Source organism: Brevibacillus sp. HB1.1, from assembly GCF_013332445.1.
Taxonomy (GTDB): domain Bacteria; phylum Bacillota; class Bacilli; order Brevibacillales; family Brevibacillaceae; genus Brevibacillus; species Brevibacillus porteri.
The window spans coordinates 44,316-60,941 of the sequence record NZ_JABMIV010000007.1; the positions used below are offsets into that span (position 1 = coordinate 44,316).

Genomic DNA, 16,626 nt, shown 5'->3' on the forward strand with positions numbered 1-16,626 from the left:
TTACTATCACCTCATGCTGGATTTGGTATTTTACATATAGTACACATCGAAGCGGAAGGAAGCTAGTTTTCTTTTAGAAAAAATTTTGAAAAAGGGGTGCAGTGGATGACGAGAGTAAAGGTCAAATACATAAAAATATCGTCCTATCTAAAGCTGTGCGTGGGAGCTGGGGTTTCGATCGGGGTTTTGGATGGGGCCTTCCGTTTTCTACTTTTACTCGTAATGGGGCAATTGAGCGCATCGGAAGCTTTGCTCTTCCGTATGCAGGTAAAGGGGTGGGTAGCGGGAATCTTGCATTTGCTTTCTGTACCGTTGCTGTATGGGATGGGCGCAGTTCTGTTTGGCTTCGTTTCCTATTTTCCGTTTATGTACTATCTCAAATGCAAGAAAGGGCTTGTGATCGAAGGGGTATTTGAAGGGGAACAACTCGAGGACATACCAAAATAAAACACCTCCTATTTTCACCGATGTTGAAAGTGAAAACAGGAGGCGCTGCTTAGTGTTCTGCTACCTCTATTTCATTTGTCTTCGTTTTCCGCAGTTTGTAAATCACGACGAGCAGAATAAACCATACAGGTGTGATGAACAAGGCGACTCGTGTATCTTCCGCGAGTGCCAGTACGACTAGAATGAAGGCAAGGAATGCCAGGATCAGGTAGTTGGCAAAAGGATAGAGCGGCATTTTAAATGTATTCGCTTTTGCTAAATCTGGTCTCGTTTTGCGATATTTCAAATGACAGATGACGGTAATTCCCCAAATAAAGATAAAGCAAACGGTTGACACGCTTGTGATCAGCGTAAATACGCCTTCTGGCATGACGTAATTCAATACAACGGCGATAAGGATAACAACTGTTGAAAAGAGTAGTGCATTTGCCGGGACTTTGTTGGCAGTCAGTTTGGTAAGAGGCACAGGTGCGTTCTTTTCTTTGGCAAGGGAGTAAACCATCCGGCTTGTACTAAAAATGGCGCTATTACAAGCGGAAGCAGCGGATGTCAGTACAACGAAGTTGACGATACCGGCAGCGGCTGCAATACCAATCGCTGCGAAGACCTGCACGAATGGACTCTCCAACGGGTTGATCGCGTTCCAAGGATAGATGCTCATGATGACGATGAGAGCGCCAACGTAGAAAATCAAAATCCGAATCGGGATTTGGTTAATTGCTTTTGGAATGACTCGTTTTGGGTCTTCTGTTTCACCAGCTGTTAGACCGACAAGCTCGATCCCAACAAATGCGAACACGACCATCTGGAAGGAGAGAAGGAACCCATTGAAGCCGTTCGGGAACATACCGCCATGACTCCAGAGATTCGTGAAGCTAGACGCACCTGCGTTCGTAGAAAACCCCTTGATGATCATGAAGACGCCGACAAAAATCAGGGCGAGAATCGCGATGACCTTTACGAGCGCGAACCAAAATTCCATTTCTCCAAAAAGCTTCACCGTAGCTAGGTTCATGATTAACAAAATCACGAGGGCAATTAAGCCTGGCATCCACTGCGGTATTTCCGGAAACCAGAATTGCGTATAAAGACCAACAGCTGTCAGGTCGGCCATGGCGATGGAAATCCAGCAAAACCAGTAAGTCCAGCCCGTGACAAATGCGGCCATGTTCCCCAAATAGTCTTTGACGAAATCCACAAAAGAATGGTAATTCAAATTGCTCAAGAGGAGCTCCCCGAGTGAGCGCATGATTAAAAAGCAGATGATGCCCGTAATCAAGTAAGCAAATAAGATGGATGGGCCGGCCAAATGAATCGATTTTCCTGCGCCCAAAAATAATCCTGTTCCGATTGCACCGCCGATCGCGATGAGTTGTACGTGTCTGTTTTTTAGACCTCTCGCCAAGTTTTGATCCTGCATACGATCCACCTCTTTCTTATTTTTAGTTAGTTTTCAATTTTTAGATTTTTATCAAACAGATAATGTTCATATTAACATAACTATTGTTGTTTCACATATGTTTATTTATTTTTATAGAAAAAAAGCTTTTCATTATGAACGAAATAGGAATGTTTTGGAAGTGTTGTATCTTTTAAACAGAGGCTGCACTTTTTTTGTATTTCAGAAAAAAGAATATATTGACATGATAATGGAAATCATTTAATTTTGCATTAGGGCAACTTTTTTATACGAATGCATATTAGTTTGTTTGGGTGAATATTATTGGTACAAGACTACATTGTTGTGTGTAGGCATATGTGCATAGAGGAATTACCCGTTTCACCATCGGTTTTTGGACGGGAACATATAACGGGCTATTATTGGAGGGAAGAATTATGGAATTTGCTATCACGGTAAGGGACCTGCATGTCTCTTATTTTGGGAATGAAGTTGTTCGGGATGTTTCGTTTGAAGTTGAAGTAGGGAGCATGGTTGGAATCATCGGTCCAAACGGGGCAGGGAAGTCAACCCTGATCAAAGCGCTCTTGGACCTCATTCCGAGAGATAAGGGGAATGTGCGGATTTTTGGGAAAGAGACAAATGAATTCCGGAAGAAAATTGCCTATGTACCACAGCGGAGCATGATTGATTGGACGTTTCCGATCACGGTCATGGATACAGTGCTGATCGGGACATACCCAAGTGTCGGACTGTTCAAATTTCCGAAAAAAAAGGAAAAAGTGTGGGCGTTGGAATGCTTGAGAAGAGTAGGGTTGGAGGATTTCCGCGACAGGCAAATCGGGGAGCTCTCCGGCGGGCAGCAACAGCGTGTCTTCCTTGCAAGGGCACTTGCGCAAAAACCGGAGCTACTGCTTCTGGACGAGCCGTTTGTGGGGATTGATGTGGCGAGCGAGGACACCATCATTCGCATTTTGAAAGAGCTGCAGTTTCAGGACAAAACGATTGTCGTCGTCCATCATGACTTGTCCAAAGCATATGCATATTTTGATCAGCTTCTTCTAATGAATAAAGAATTGATCAAGTTCGGTACGGTCGATGAAGTGCTGAATCGAGAAGTCATGTCGAGAGCATATTCCTATCAACTACCATTTCTCGAAAAGACCGAGGTGCTTGCATAATGGATTTCTTGATGGCAATTGGACAGTATGAGTTTTTGCAAAAAGCATTGTTTACGTCCGTAGTGGTTGGGTTAATCTGCGGCGTCATTGGCAGCTTTATCATCTTGCGGGGGATGTCCTTGATGGGGGATGCCATCTCACACGCTGTTTTACCTGGGGTGGCCCTCTCCTATGCTTTTGGAATCAATTTCTTCGTGGGCGCTGTTTTAACGGGTGTACTCACCGCGGTTGGAATTGGCTACGTGAGCCAAAATAGCCGCATCAAGAACGACACAGCGATTGGGATTTTGTTCACGTCTGCCTTTGCGCTTGGGATCATCATGGTTACGATGCTGAAAAGCAGTACCGATCTGTATCACATTTTGTTCGGGAATGTATTGGCTGTGCGTTCGTCAGACATGTGGGTGACGGTTGGCATCGGGATCGTCGTCATCGTGACCGTTTACGCTTTTTTCAAAGAACTGTTACTGACTTCGTTTGATCCGACCATTGCTGCTGCCTACGGCTTGCGTAACAACCTCATTCATTACTTGCTGATGACCTTGTTGACGATGGTAACAGTCGCTTCCTTGCAAACCGTAGGAATCGTGTTAGTCGTGGCCATGCTGATTACACCGGCTGCTACTGCTTATCTTTTGACGGACCGTTTGTCGATCATGATCTTTTTGGCTGGCGGTTTTGGGATGCTGTCTTCGGTTATCGGCCTTTATTTTAGCTTTACCTATAATTTGGCCTCTGGTGCCACGATTGTCGTGGTTGCAACTGTGTTATTCTTCCTGGCCTTTCTCTTCTCCCGAAAACACGGGGTGGTATGGAAATCAATCCGAGCCCGACAAAAACGAGTCGAGCTCTCAAAGTAAAGGAGAATATCGTAATGAAGAAATGGAATCTGTTTTTCGTTTTTCTAGTATCAACCGTATTAATGGCAGCGTGTGGTGCTCCGCAAAGTGCGAACGAGCCCACGAAATCAGATAGTGACAAGCTACAGGTCGTGACCACGTATTCCATCCTGTATGACATCGTGAAAAACGTTGGGGGAGATCGGGTAGAGATCCATAGTCTCGCTCCGATTGGTTCCAATCCACATGAATATGATCCACTGCCTGCTGACGTGCAAAAAACGACGGATGCAGACGCGGTTTTCTACAACGGCTTGAATCTGGAGGCGGGCAACTCTTGGTTCAATAATCTCATGAACACAGCAGGCAAATCAGGTCCGGATGCACCCGTGTTCCGACTTAGTGAGGGCGTAGCGGCTAAGCACTTGACAACCAAAGGCAAAGAGAGCGAAGAAGACCCGCACGCTTGGCTGGATGTACGCAATGGCATCAAGTATGCGGAGAATGCAAAAAATGCCTTGATCAAGGTGGACCCAGCGCACAAGGAAACGTATGAGCAAAACGCTAAGAAGTACATCGAACAGCTGACTGCTTTGCACGAGGACGCGGTTAAGCAATACAGCCAGATTCCGAAAGAACAGCGTATGCTTGTGACGAGCGAGGGAGCGTTCAAATATTTCAGCGAAGCTTACGATTTTGAAGCGGCATACATTTGGGAAATCAACTCGGAGAACCAAGGAACACCAGAGCAGGTCACACAGGTGGTCGACACGATCCGTGCGAAAAAAATCCCGGCCCTGTTCGTAGAGACGAGTATCGATCCGCGCAGCATGGAGATGGTATCAAATGAAACTGGTGTACCGATTGTCGGCACAGTATTTACGGACTCTCTCGGAAAGCCGGGAGAAGATGGCGATACGTACATCAAAATGATGGAATGGAATATCAAGACGATTTACGAAGGATTGACCAAGAAGTAAGATTCGTAAAAGCAAAGCACAGCTCTCTTAATCAGGGGCTGTGCTTTTAAATTCTTCCACTGCTTAACATATTTCATAAGATTGAGGTATAATAGGCTAGTGTGTAAAAGGAATCCGGAGTAATCATATTTAATCTGCCATATTGAAAGAGAGTGGGATTATGGGTCGTAAGTGGAACAATATTAAAGAGAAGAAAGCTTCTAAAGACGCGAGCACCAGTCGTATTTACGCGAGGTTCGGAAAGGAAATTTACGTAGCGGCAAAGCAAGGCGAGCCGGACCCAGAGTCCAACCGTGCTCTGAAGGTCGTCCTGGAGCGTGCCAAAACATACAGCGTACCGAAAGCGATTATCGACCGCGCGATTGATAAAGCAAAGGGCGGCTCTGATGAAACGTTTAGCGATCTGCGCTATGAAGGCTTCGGACCAAACGGTTCCATGATCATCGTGGATGCACTGACCAACAACGTAAACCGCACAGCTCCTGAAGTACGTGCCGCTTTCAACAAAAACGGCGGAAACATGGGCGTATCCGGTTCGGTTGCTTATATGTTTGACCCAACAGCGGTATTTGGCTTGGAAGGTAAAACCTCTGATGAAGTGCTGGAAATCTTAATGGAAGCGGATGTAGACGTGCGCGACATTTTGGATGAAGACGGTGCTGTCATTGTTTACGCAGATGCAGAACAGTTCCATGCTGTTCAAGAAGCACTCAAAAATGGTGGCGTTAATGAGTTTACCGTAGCTGAACTGACCATGCTGCCACAAAACGAAGTAACGCTGACAGAAGATGTACAAGCTCAATTCGAAAAGCTGATCGATGCTTTGGAAGACCTGGACGATGTGCAGCAGGTGTACCATAACGTTGATTTAGGTGAATAATGTTTTCAATGGAGAAGACCTTTGTTTTAGGACAAGGGTCTTTTTCTATGTGGCTGTAGAGGAGAGAAGAATATTTCCAGTCTAGGCTCCAGGCTCCGTCCTGCTGGGGGCTAAGACTGTCCGCTCCGAAGGGATTCGCGGGGAAACGCAAAAGTGGTAGCCGCTTCGTCGCGCGGGCACGCCTAAGTTTCTTTTTCCCGCTAATCCCTTCTCCGCTCCGTAGGACTCCACAAGTCGCTACGTCTGGAAATATTCTTCTCTGTCGTTGCAGAATGCATTCTTCCATCTTTTCAGGCTTTTAAAACCCGTCTAACACGGAAAGCTCGTAGAGGAAACAGGAGAAATAAGCGAAGATCTTTGGTACACCGACCGAGACTCCATGCAAAAAGAGAAACACGCCCTTTAGCGTCCACCTCTGAAAAGGCATCCTGAAAGGACCACTTTGGACGCGGTTTCGCTTTTTGCATGGAGTCGGGCTGTCAATCCTCCAGCGGGTGGGACAAGAAGCTGAGCGTTTTCTCCTGTTTCCTCCCGGCACTACAGTAACAACTAAAGATTCCTATGTATGTGGCTGCGGTGAAGAGAAGAATATTTCCAGTCTAGGCTCCAGGCTCCGTCCTGCTGGGAGCTAAGACTGCCCACTCTGAAGGGATTCGCGGGGAAACACAAAAGTGGTAGCCGCTTCGTAGCACGGGCACGCCTAAGTTTCTTTTGCCCGCAAATCCTTCTCCGCTTGGTAGGACTCCACAAGTCGCAGATATCAACTTAGATGAAAAATACTCGGATTTACTTTGGTCTGCTGCTGACGAGTGGAACGCAATCAGCAATATAAACCTTTCTCCAGCAGACACTAATGAAACTGGTTATATTTCTGTTGAACACCCAGATTCAAGAACCGAAAAGGAACTTTATAGGCTTGGGACATATGGACTTGGAATACCCTATGATGATAGAGGCAGGATGAACCGGTCTCCATATGCGTCAGCCAATATAATAATTGTAAAGTCAATGTGTGACGATCTAGACACGGATGATACGATAAAAACGATGACTCATGAATTCGGTCATACATTTGGTCTTGCCCATCCTGAAGATACAAGTGTAGATTCCATAATGGATAACAAAGATGTATTTGACTGGGATATCCATGGTCCTACAAAGTATGACAAAAAAGAACTTAGAGGTCTCTACGATAACAACTAATTAATAGAAAGGAGTGTGTGAACATTGAAAAAATTGATTGCGATTGTGTCTGTGACAGCTGTAATTGCTGGTGTTGGTTCTGCACTGATGTATAAAGAATTCAATCATTCAAACTCTCATAGCGTTGCTCTATCTAGAACATTTAGCTCTACAGAAGAAATAGTCAAAAAAGCTAATGTAATCATAAAAGGAAAAGTACCATCTGAGTTTAGGCAAGAAAAAGTGGGGACTGTTGTTTATAATGTGTACGAAGTACAAGTAGATAAATTATATAGCAACCTTTCTGACGCCAAGATAACTGAAGGTGAAAGCATCGAACTTTATCGCCTTATAGGTCTAGATTTAGGTGACAATAAAGAGCTTGCTAACGTAGTTGACGCGGACTATCACGAGTTAGAGAAAGGTGAATATCTGTTATTTCTGAGCGGAGAATATGATGAAGAATTGAAGAAATATACTTATATTCCAAACACACCTAATCAATTATTTAAAATGACCAGTTCCAAAGGCTTACGATCAAATCAGTCAGACACTGAATTTGAAAATATAACTAAGGCGGATGAGCTTCCTTCCATCAATGAGGCAGATTTGTTAGAAGTAATAGAATCAATGAAGTAATTTTATCTTAGGCGCTTCCGATGAAGTGCCTTTTCTACTCTCAATCCCAGCACTACAGTAACAACTAAAGATTCCTATGTATGTGGCTGCGGTGAAGAGAAGAATATTTCCAGTCTAGGCTCCAGGCTCCGTCCTGATTGGGGCTAAGACTGTCCGCTCCGAAGGGATTCGCGGGGAAACGCAAAAGTGGTAGCCGCTTCGTCGCATGGGCAAGTTGCGCTTCTTTTTCCCGCTAATCCCTTCTCACTTGGTAGGACTCCAAAAGTCGCTACGTCTGGAAATATTCTTCTCTGTCGTAACAGATCACATTCTTCCATCTATTAAGGCTTTTAAAACTCGTTTAACACGGAAAACTCGTAGAGGGAACAGGAGAAATAAGCGAAGATCTTTGGTACACCGACCGAGGCGCAATGAAAAAAAGAGAAACAAGCTTTTAGCGTCCACCTCTGAGACACCTCTTGAATGGACGACTTTGGACGCGGGTTTCGCTTTTTTTCATGGAGCCGGGCAGCTTACGCTACCCTGGGGGTGGGACAAGAATCTGAGCGTTTTCTCCTGTTTCCTCCCCACCACGACCGCCCGACAAACGGGTTTTAAAAGAAATAAAACCGCCCCCATAAAGGAGACGGCATATATCGAGCTCGTTAGTTTTGAGGTGTTACCGATCATCACGTGCGACGCATCTACCTCCAGTATGAAGTTAGAAGCTTAAAGCAGTGTGCGGTTTTCCTTACTCACTAGGTGATCGTGTAAATCATCCATGGCACATCGCCTCCGTAAAGGACTACAGCCTGATTGAGAACACACCACCGAGCTCGATGAGTATAGTATGAGCAAAGCTCATCTTTTTATTCACTCATTTTTAGCATCTGTTTTCGAATTGCATTTAAAAACGATTGGTTGCTGTAGGCAGTGCCACCAGCCAATCCTGGTTCAACTGCATTCATATACATTTGATCCGCTTTGACTGCGCTTAGATTTTTCCATGCAGGCTGCTCTTGCAACTGCTTAAAAGCGGGCTGGTCTTCTTTGTTGACCATCACAAACAAGAAGTTGGGATCTTCTTTTGCCAAAGCATCTATTGAGAGCGCGGTACGCTCCTGCACATTCGCGACGACATCTGGGACAGGCAGAGCCAAGTCCGTATATAACAGGTAATTGTACCGTTCATCCTTCGGATAGACGTAGAAGGAGCCTTCTTGGAACCACAGCGTCAGCACTTTCTTTTCTGGAAGGGCGGCGAGCTTGTCGCGGAGTTCCTGTGCGTTTAGCTTCACTTTACCTACAAAAGTATCCAAATTGGCATCTTTTCCACGAACATCAGCGAGCAGACGCAAGTTTTCTTGCCAATGAGCTCCGTTCGTAGAGACGGGAATGACGGATGCAGCAGTTTGCAATTTGGCTAAGTCTTCCTTGGAGGTCTTGTCGGTTGTCACGATGACGTCAGGTTCGAGGGCAACCAGCTCACCTAGATGATCTGCAATATTATAAGGGAGATGCTTGGCATTTCTGATCATGGCTTGATATTCCGCAGGGAACTTTCCGTTTTTATCCATGGTTGCTGCGACGGGCGGAATTCCCAGCAAGAAAGAATCTTCATACGAAGCAGGGAAGCCTACGAAAACAATATCTTTGGTTCTGGCCGGAATTGTATAAGTGTTGCCCAAGTAATTGATCGATCGGGTCGGTTTCGATGCCGCTGAATCGCCCGTTTGTCCACCATTGCCGCAGGCTGACAGGACGAGGAGCAAAGCGGCAATCGGGATAGCTAGTAGCCGTTTATACATACAGGTCACTCCGTTCTTACTTCTTGTGTTATCAGGAAAGTAGCAGGACTCATGTAAATTATAGGCTACCCGATCCATCCGTCGCTGTTGCATTCCTGAACATTTTCAAACATTATGCTGTAACCTTTTTCCTGATCAAGACACTAATGGGTATACGAGAAAATTTTCGCTACAGGAAAGTAGTCGATCAGCCGACAGCAAGAGAATGGAGGAGCTTCTTTGTATGAAGAAATGAAACATCAGGTCATGGCCATCTATGAGCGGCATTATCATGATGTGTATCAATTTTTGCTGTACTTTGCCGGCAGTCAGAATGATGCAGAAGATTTGACGCAGGAGGTTTTTTTGCGAGTGATTCGTTCGCTCGATCGATTTGAAGAGCGATCTGATGTGAAGACATGGCTGTTTGCGATCGCGAAGCATACAGCGATGAATTACTATCGAAAACGCAAGTGGCAAAAGCTGTTGTCAGGCAACTGGCTGTCTGTCGTGATGCCAGCCTCGGAAGGGAATCCTGCTCAGGAAGCGGAAAGCCGGGAGGACGAGCAGGAATTGATCGCTGCGATCAAGGGACTGCCACCGCATTACCGCATGGTTGTCATTCTGCGTGGCATTAAAGAATACAGCGTCAAAGAGACAGCTGAAATACTGGGTTGTTCTGAATCAAATGTGAAAACGACGATGCATCGGGCACTGAAGCTGTTGCATGGCAAACTGTCGCATACGAAGAAGGGGGAGTTGTACAGTGGATTGGCAAAATGAAAGAGATATGCTCGAACGGTTAGCGACTCTGCGAAAAAGTACACCCCCACGTAAGGAGTTTGTAGAGAGTTTACGTACTGTGCTGGAACAAGAAACCATTCGGGTCGGCAAGAGGAGACGGCTGTTCATGAATCCGTTGAAAGCGGGGATGACAGCAGTCGTGATCGCTTCTGGCTTTGGGCTGTATATCATGGCTGGGATGGGGCAAAACGAATTCGTGGACCCTCAGGTGACGGCAACAAGTAGTCCGCAGCTACCCGCCCATCCTGTATACGAGCAGGCGAAGAAGCTGCTGCAAGAATTGGCAGGTCGAGATGCGAGTCAATATGCGGTAAACGGCATGCTGTCCAATACAGAAATAGGTCATGTCGTGATGAACAAGACGGTTAACAACATTCCGGTTCTGGAAGACCAATACATATTTACGATAGACAAGGCGGGCAGGCATCATATAAAAGAGATACAGACAAACGATACGACACGCATGGTCTTTCCTGATCCCCAAAAGGCAATGCCAGTGAAACAGGCTGAGCAAATTTTTGGACAAAGTGCCCGGCTCCTCTATTCAGAGGGGGAAGGGCGGTTGCAATACGAGTTTCCATTTTCAGGTGATATCGATGCGATCACAGGAGAAATTTACCCCACGGAACGCTATCATCCCGATTACAGTCTCGCAGAAATGCCGCCAATTCCGGTGAATCCGGGAGGCATTAAACTGGTAGCTCCGGACATGGAAGAGGCAGATAGACTTTTTCGGGAGTGGGGATTCGAGCCTCCGTTTTCCTTCGTGGTTCATCAAGGCTCGGGCGTGCATACGTACAAAGTAGAGACGCGAACCAAACAGAAAATGGAACTGACCGTGGTGACTGAAACAGGGAATATTCTCGACTATCGGTATGGAAACATCCATGAGAAAGAGGAGAAGCTCCCTCATCCGAAGCTGGAAAACGTTCAAGAAGCAGCTAAGCAGTTTCAGAAATACCTTCCGTTAGACACCAAAGAACTGCTCCTTGGTTCTGCCACAAGAAAAGGCAACATCGAAACCTATCAATTCTTCCAGTCCCATCAGGGAGTACAGATTATGGGGGGGTATACGGTTCATTTTGATGTGGACAGGAAACAGGTGATCGGAATTATTCCCCCGTATGCCGAGGAGTCTAAACCGCTTCCTGACAAAAACAACGCAATGTCACGGGAAGACGCGACTAGCGTATACGTTACCCATCGTCCGCTGCGGTTGGTTTACAAGCTGATAGAGAATCCAGCTACAGGGAAAATAGAGCCGCGTCTCGTCTATCATAGTTATTATCACGATACCCCGCTTTATATGGTGGATGCACTGACAGGGGAGTGGGTGCGTAGATAATAACATCGTAACAACAGAAAAACCAGGGAGAGGATTCCCTGGTTTTTCGCTATGTCTCTTATTTGAAGAGCGGAATGTAAATATCAATTTCATTGTCTTCTTGCTCTGGCTTGTAACGCTCGTCCCAATATTCAAAATCAAATCCGGCATAATCATATCCCGATTCGCAGAGCCAAGATCCGTAAAGAAAATCATATGTTTCGCCCAAGTTTGTCTCAGGTCCCTTGTGTGTTACTTTTGCAAATGTCCCCGCAGGAATCGTGTGACTGACCATCCCTTCAGGAATATCGGCGAGGCTGGAAACTGCGACGCCAATTAGGGTGGTAAAAGGATCAACGGCTGCATCGAAGTCATCTTTGTCAGGATAGATTTGGATTAGGTATTCTCCCTTACCAACCTGATTGTGAATCTCGCTTTTTCTAGCTCGCAAAGCTTCAGTCGTACTAGCGGAGTGTTTCTGTTCCAAGTCTTCTGTCACATTCGCCGTAAAAGTAAAACCGATTACGTGTGTTTCCTCGCGGGAAAGAACAGTTGGCTCCATGGAAAAACGTCCTTTCATTTAAAAAATAGGGATCATAATAAACATAGAGAAAAAAGTTGATAATGACAAGATTTGGATGATAGAATCATATGCATAGATTTATGATGTATTGTTAATCTAGGTATTTGTGATTAAATCGGGAGGCACTATGAAAATCAATAAGGAACTCTTAAAGGGCAGTACCGTGATTTTAATCTTGACGATGCTGGATCGAAAGGAAATGTACGGCTATGAAATCGCGAAAGCCATCGAGAAGGAGTCAAATGGTCTGTTTACGCTAAAAGAAGGGACGTTGTATCCGATCTTGCATGCACTCGAAGCGGAGCTTTATGTGGAAGCGTATTGGGATGAGAAGGATGGGAGGAAGCGTAAATACTATCGGATTACGGCAGAAGGTCGCGGGCAATTGAAGGAAAAAAAGCTCGAGTGGCATACGTTCCGCGATGGGATTGATCGGGTGTTAGGAGAGGGAAGAGCATGAAGCAGATGAATACACATCCACTGATCGCAGATTACCTCGATCAAGTATGTCGACATGTGCGGGCGACGGAAATGCATCGCAGAATTCGGGATGAGCTGGAAAGTCACCTTCTAGATTTGATGGATGAGCAGATGGACGAGGGGATGGGAGAGGAAGAAGCAGTCAGGCAAGCCATATTGCAAATGGGCGATTCAGCTACGGTTGGGAAGCAGTTGCATCGGATTTATAAGCCCAAAGTGGAGTGGAGGCTTCTGGTGTATGTGATGGCTTTTCTGGCTGTTGGGCTTTTCACGATGTATGGAACTCCGGTCAATTACTTTGAGTACAAGCTGGACACGTATTGGCTCTCAGCCCTATTGGGTATCGGGGTGATGCTTGTGGTGGCTTTTACAGACTATCGCAAGCTATTGCGGTATTCGTTGCATGTATACGTGCTGACTGTAGGCGTTTTCCTATTTGTTTTTTGGTATGAATACACAGTTTATGAAAGGGTGATAGTGCATTTCAACCGATTCGGAATTTTTGATTTTGGAACGATTTCCATGTATTTGTTTCTCATAAGCGTCGCAGGAATGCTACTTACTAGGGTCTGGCGTTTCCGGAGCACTGCTTCTAAGCTGATTGTGTTTGTTTTTCTGCCCACTATATTTTTGCTGATGACGCAACAGTATTTGAATCTTAAGCTTTACTTATTTGGTTTTGTTGTACTCTTGATGTACACGAAGACAGTTAAGAAAGAAAAGCTCCCCCTTTACATCACGTCTGTTGGTGCTTATCTGGCTGCCTTGTTATTGGATTACCATACTTTTGATAAGTTGTTGGACTGGATGCAACCGATGAAAGATCCTGAAGGAGGCGGTTATTTTTATCTCCTAGTGATGGAGACAATTCGCTCGGCAGGTTTTTGGGGAAAGGGCTTCGGTGCGCCTTTACAATTTCCTCAGATAGACTCAGATTTCAAGTTCACGTATTTAATCCATAGCTATGGCTGGATTGCTGGACTCTTGATCTTGTTAGCCGTTACCTTGTTTATGATGAGGCTGGTTCGGGTCGTCAAGGAAGTGGACGAGCCTTATGGCAAACATCTCATTGTCAGTATCGTTCCTTTATTCTCTGTGTACTTTTTCTGGCCACTGCTGATGTCAACAGGCATGCTGCCAATCGCACAACTTGAAATTCCTTTTCTCAGCTATAGCAGAATAGGAACTGCTTTGGCTCATTTTGCCGTCCTCGGTCTCGTCCTGAGTGTCCATCGGCATAGAAACTCAATCGGAAAGCCACATACCTACATGGCAAAATAGCAATCCATAAGAAGCCTCGTGCAATCAGAAATGCTAGGATATATACATCAAGGAAAAACAAACCCGAGGAGGAAGTACACATGGCATTGCAATCCAAACAGATTTTCGTCAATTTACCGGTGAAGGACCTAAACAAATCGATCGACTTCTTTACAGCAATCGGCTATGAATTTAACCCGCAATTTACGGATCAAAATGCAGCATGCCTAGTGATCAGCGAAAACATTTTTGCCATGCTGCTCGTCGAAGAGTTTTTCCAAACGTTTACGAAAAAAGAACTGACAGATGCAACGAGAAGCACCGAGGTGATTGTCGCGTTGTCGGCGGACAGCAGAGCGCAAGTCGATGAGATCGTAAATAAAGCATTAAACGCGGGGGCAACTCCATCGAAAGACCCGGTTGACCACGGCTTCATGTACAGCTGGAGCTTTCAAGATTTGGACGGACATCTGTGGGAGTTCTTGTATATGGATCAAGGCGCTGTTCCACAGGAATAAGAGACGTATAAAACGAACTGAGGGCAAAAAGCTTGGGATCGAAGAGGTGATTCCAGCTTTTTGCCCTTTTTGTCAATACTGGCACATCCCAAGTGGATTCCCGTCTGGGTCAAAAAACGTCAGCACCTTCGTAGACCCAAATCCATCAATCGGGGTTACCTTTACTCCACGCTCTGTTAACAGTTGATGTGCCGCCTCAATATCTGCGGGTAGAAAATTATAGTATTTGCCGACACCAAAATGATTTTCCGGAAATGTCATCGGCTGATGGTTCTCTACGCGGACGAGACAGATCACGGTGCTTGATTCATCGGAAATCCGCATCGTGACCGCTTCCTCTTCCACAAACAAAGGTCTGCACCCAAGCTTTTCTTCATACCATTTTGCAGACGCACGCGGGTCCGTCACAGGTATAAAAATCCCTTCTATGCCTTTTAACAGTGATTGAGCCATCATTTCATCTCCCATTTGATCAAAAATCTATCACCTAACATTTTCGCCGACGATGCTAGGAAAAACCTGTAAGCCCCACACTTTCATTTTGACAATCACTCGTGACATTTCGCTAGCTAAGCGTTATCTTGTACGTAAGAACACAGATGGGGTGAACGGATGCGCTTCTACACAACATACATAAAAAAATACGGCGTAGTCGCCGGGATTTCCATGTTTTTCTTAGCTTTGGAGGCGGTATGTGATCTTTTGCAGCCGACGATCCTATCACACATTATCGATACGGGTGTAGCAAACCGGGATATGGACTACGTGCTCAAGACAGGCGGGCTGATGCTGCTCGTAACGGCGTTGGGGGCTGTTGCTGCATCGATCCGAAATGTGTTGGCCACATACGTCTCTCAAAACTTTGGTGCGCAGCTGCGCGCAGATTTATTTTCAAAAGTTCAAACCTTATCCTTTGAAAACTTGAACAAGTTCGACAGAGCCTCGCTCGTGACACGTCTGACCAATGACGTCAATCAAGTACAGATGTTTGTAAACGGAATGATGCGAATATTCGTCAAAGCACCGTTGATGTGCATTGGCGGGTTGTTTATGGCAACCCAATTGAACGTAGATTTGGCTGTGATTCTCGCAATTGTCGTACCCATTGTGGGATTGTTTATTTTCTTGAATATGAAAATTGGTTTTCCTTTTTTTCTGAAGGTGCAACAAGCACTTGACCGGGTGAATGGTGCGATGCGCGAGTATTTATCTGGCGTACGAGTTGTTAAGGCATTCAATCGCTTTGATTTTGAACGTGGCAAGTTTACACGGGCAAACGAAGAGCTGCAATCCAAATCGGTCTCGGCTACGCGGGTGATGTCCATCTTCAGTCCCGCGATCATGCTGACGATGAACCTCGGAATTGTCGCGGTCCTCTGGCTTGGGGGGCTTGGCGTAGAACAAGGAAGCATCGAGGTCGGTCATATCATCGCGTTTACGAACTACATGACGCAAATCCTGTTTTCACTCATGATGATTTCCTTGGTATTTAACATGTTTGTGCGGGCCAAAGCATCGGCAGGACGTATTGGAGAAGTATTTGCTGAGGAAAACCAAATGAGCTGGAAAGAAGAACAACCTCACGAGCTTCCAGGCAAAAAGGGGCGCATTGACTTCGAAGAGGTCAGCTTCTCCTATGATGGAGAAGGCGGTCAGCCAGTACTCAAGCAGATTTCGTTTACTTGTCTGCCTGGGGAGACCGTCGGGATTATCGGGTCGACAGGCGCTGGAAAAAGCAGTTTGGTTGGCTTGATTCCACGGTTTTATGATGTAACGGAAGGCACGATTCGGGTCGATGGCATGGATGTACGAGACATCGAACCCAAGCGATTACGTGAAAAAATGGCGATCGTACCGCAAAAAACGATGCTGTTTACAGGCACGGTGATGGAAAACATTCGTTGGGGCAAGGCAGAGGCGACCCATGAGGAGGTCGAGCAAGCGGCACGTATGGCGCAGGCTCACGAGTTTATCTCCACCACTCCTGAAGGCTATGAGACACGCGTAGGGCAGGGAGGAGTCAACTTCTCTGGTGGACAGAAACAGCGCATTTCCATAGCCAGAGCCTTGGTGAAAAAGCCGGAAATCCTCATTCTCGATGACAGTACCAGCGCGGTAGATGTGGCGACAGAAGCGAAGATTAAGGATGCGCTTCGAGCCTATGCGGCTGGCCTCACTTGCATCTTGATCGCACAGCGGATTACGTCTGTCATGGATGCGGATAAAATCATCGTGCTCGACAATGGAGAAGTCGCTGGCATCGGTACGCATGACGAACTGATGACCTCTTGCCAGGTCTATCAGGAAATCTTTCAGTCACAAATCGGCCGGGAGGTGAAGTAAG

Annotated in this window: 17 protein-coding genes; 13 read left to right on the plus strand and 4 right to left on the minus strand. The window is 45.9% G+C overall.

What is annotated here, in order from left to right; genetic code table 11:
* Positions 1-105: 105 nt before the first annotated feature.
* A complete protein-coding gene (locus HPY27_RS18405) occupies positions 106-447 on the plus strand; it encodes a hypothetical protein (RefSeq protein WP_174225659.1) in 342 nt (113 codons plus the stop codon).
* A gap of 49 nt (positions 448-496) precedes the next feature.
* Here HPY27_RS18405 and HPY27_RS18410 read toward each other — a convergent pair whose 3' ends face one another.
* A complete protein-coding gene (locus HPY27_RS18410) occupies positions 497-1,867 on the minus strand; it encodes an amino acid permease (RefSeq protein WP_026043272.1) in 1,371 nt (456 codons plus the stop codon).
* Positions 1,868-2,283: 416 nt separating this feature from the next.
* Here HPY27_RS18410 and HPY27_RS18415 point away from each other — a divergent pair, with 416 nt between their 5' ends.
* The 6 genes from HPY27_RS18415 to HPY27_RS18440 all read left to right on the plus strand — a co-directional run bounded on the left by HPY27_RS18415 (position 2,284) and on the right by HPY27_RS18440 (position 7,547).
* The gene (locus HPY27_RS18415; RefSeq protein ID WP_017250861.1) at positions 2,284-3,027 is read left to right on the plus strand and encodes a metal ABC transporter ATP-binding protein; all 744 of its coding nucleotides are present in this window, start codon (positions 2,284-2,286) and stop codon (positions 3,025-3,027) included.
* Positions 3,027-3,887, plus strand: coding sequence for a metal ABC transporter permease (locus HPY27_RS18420; RefSeq protein ID WP_017250862.1), 861 nt, complete (start codon positions 3,027-3,029; stop codon positions 3,885-3,887). Before HPY27_RS18415 ends, HPY27_RS18420 begins: the two co-directional genes overlap by 1 nt.
* Positions 3,888-3,901: 14 nt before the next feature.
* Entirely contained in the window at positions 3,902-4,846 is a 945-nt protein-coding gene (locus HPY27_RS18425) for a metal ABC transporter substrate-binding protein (RefSeq protein WP_174225660.1), read from the plus strand.
* Positions 4,847-5,006: 160 nt separating this feature from the next.
* Positions 5,007-5,726 (plus strand): YebC/PmpR family DNA-binding transcriptional regulator, encoded by a 720-nt coding sequence (locus HPY27_RS18430; RefSeq protein ID WP_017250864.1) that lies wholly within the window; start codon positions 5,007-5,009, stop codon positions 5,724-5,726.
* A gap of 711 nt (positions 5,727-6,437) precedes the next feature.
* The gene (locus tag HPY27_RS18435) at positions 6,438-6,929 is read left to right on the plus strand and encodes a zinc metalloprotease (RefSeq protein ID WP_254612935.1); all 492 of its coding nucleotides are present in this window, start codon (positions 6,438-6,440) and stop codon (positions 6,927-6,929) included.
* A gap of 24 nt (positions 6,930-6,953) precedes the next feature.
* Complete coding sequence (locus HPY27_RS18440) at positions 6,954-7,547, plus strand: hypothetical protein (protein ID WP_069845847.1); 594 nt, start codon at positions 6,954-6,956, stop codon at positions 7,545-7,547.
* 848 nt (positions 7,548-8,395) lie between these two features.
* On the opposite strand, the gene HPY27_RS18445 is transcribed toward HPY27_RS18440, so the two are convergent.
* Positions 8,396-9,334 (minus strand): ABC transporter substrate-binding protein, encoded by a 939-nt coding sequence (locus HPY27_RS18445; protein ID WP_174225661.1) that lies wholly within the window; start codon positions 9,332-9,334, stop codon positions 8,396-8,398.
* Positions 9,335-9,553: 219 nt separating this feature from the next.
* On the opposite strand from HPY27_RS18445, the gene HPY27_RS18450 reads away from it, so the two are divergent.
* Together HPY27_RS18450 and HPY27_RS18455 are read left to right on the plus strand one after the other, a co-directional pair.
* Positions 9,554-10,096 carry an RNA polymerase sigma factor gene (locus tag HPY27_RS18450; protein WP_017250867.1) on the plus strand — a complete coding sequence of 181 codons (543 nt, stop codon included), beginning with the start codon at positions 9,554-9,556 and terminating at the stop codon, positions 10,094-10,096.
* Positions 10,080-11,462, plus strand: a complete 1,383-nt coding sequence (locus HPY27_RS18455; protein WP_174225662.1) for a hypothetical protein — start codon at positions 10,080-10,082, stop codon at positions 11,460-11,462. Before HPY27_RS18450 ends, HPY27_RS18455 begins: the two co-directional genes overlap by 17 nt.
* A 58-nt stretch (positions 11,463-11,520) precedes the next feature.
* Here the strand turns inward: HPY27_RS18455 and HPY27_RS18460 are convergent, their stop codons facing one another.
* The gene (locus HPY27_RS18460; RefSeq protein WP_173624183.1) at positions 11,521-12,003 is read right to left on the minus strand and encodes a GyrI-like domain-containing protein; all 483 of its coding nucleotides are present in this window, start codon (positions 12,001-12,003) and stop codon (positions 11,521-11,523) included.
* 148 nt (positions 12,004-12,151) lie between these two features.
* Here HPY27_RS18460 and HPY27_RS18465 point away from each other — a divergent pair, with 148 nt between their 5' ends.
* The 3 genes from HPY27_RS18465 to HPY27_RS18475 all read left to right on the plus strand — a co-directional run bounded on the left by HPY27_RS18465 (position 12,152) and on the right by HPY27_RS18475 (position 14,282).
* Complete coding sequence (locus HPY27_RS18465; RefSeq protein WP_017250870.1) at positions 12,152-12,484, plus strand: PadR family transcriptional regulator; 333 nt, start codon at positions 12,152-12,154, stop codon at positions 12,482-12,484.
* Complete coding sequence (locus tag HPY27_RS18470) at positions 12,481-13,785, plus strand: FtsW/RodA/SpoVE family cell cycle protein (protein ID WP_174225663.1); 1,305 nt, start codon at positions 12,481-12,483, stop codon at positions 13,783-13,785. Before HPY27_RS18465 ends, HPY27_RS18470 begins: the two co-directional genes overlap by 4 nt.
* 80 nt (positions 13,786-13,865) lie before the next feature.
* Positions 13,866-14,282 carry a VOC family protein gene (locus HPY27_RS18475; RefSeq protein WP_017250872.1) on the plus strand — a complete coding sequence of 139 codons (417 nt, stop codon included), beginning with the start codon at positions 13,866-13,868 and terminating at the stop codon, positions 14,280-14,282.
* 72 nt (positions 14,283-14,354) lie between these two features.
* Here the strand turns inward: HPY27_RS18475 and HPY27_RS18480 are convergent, their stop codons facing one another.
* On the minus strand, positions 14,355-14,735 hold the full coding sequence (locus HPY27_RS18480) for a VOC family protein (RefSeq protein WP_174225761.1): 381 nt from the start codon (positions 14,733-14,735) through the stop codon (positions 14,355-14,357).
* A gap of 159 nt (positions 14,736-14,894) precedes the next feature.
* Here HPY27_RS18480 and HPY27_RS18485 point away from each other — a divergent pair, with 159 nt between their 5' ends.
* A complete protein-coding gene (locus tag HPY27_RS18485) occupies positions 14,895-16,625 on the plus strand; it encodes an ABC transporter ATP-binding protein (RefSeq protein ID WP_017250874.1) in 1,731 nt (576 codons plus the stop codon).
* The last annotated feature ends 1 nt before the right edge of the window (position 16,626 follow it).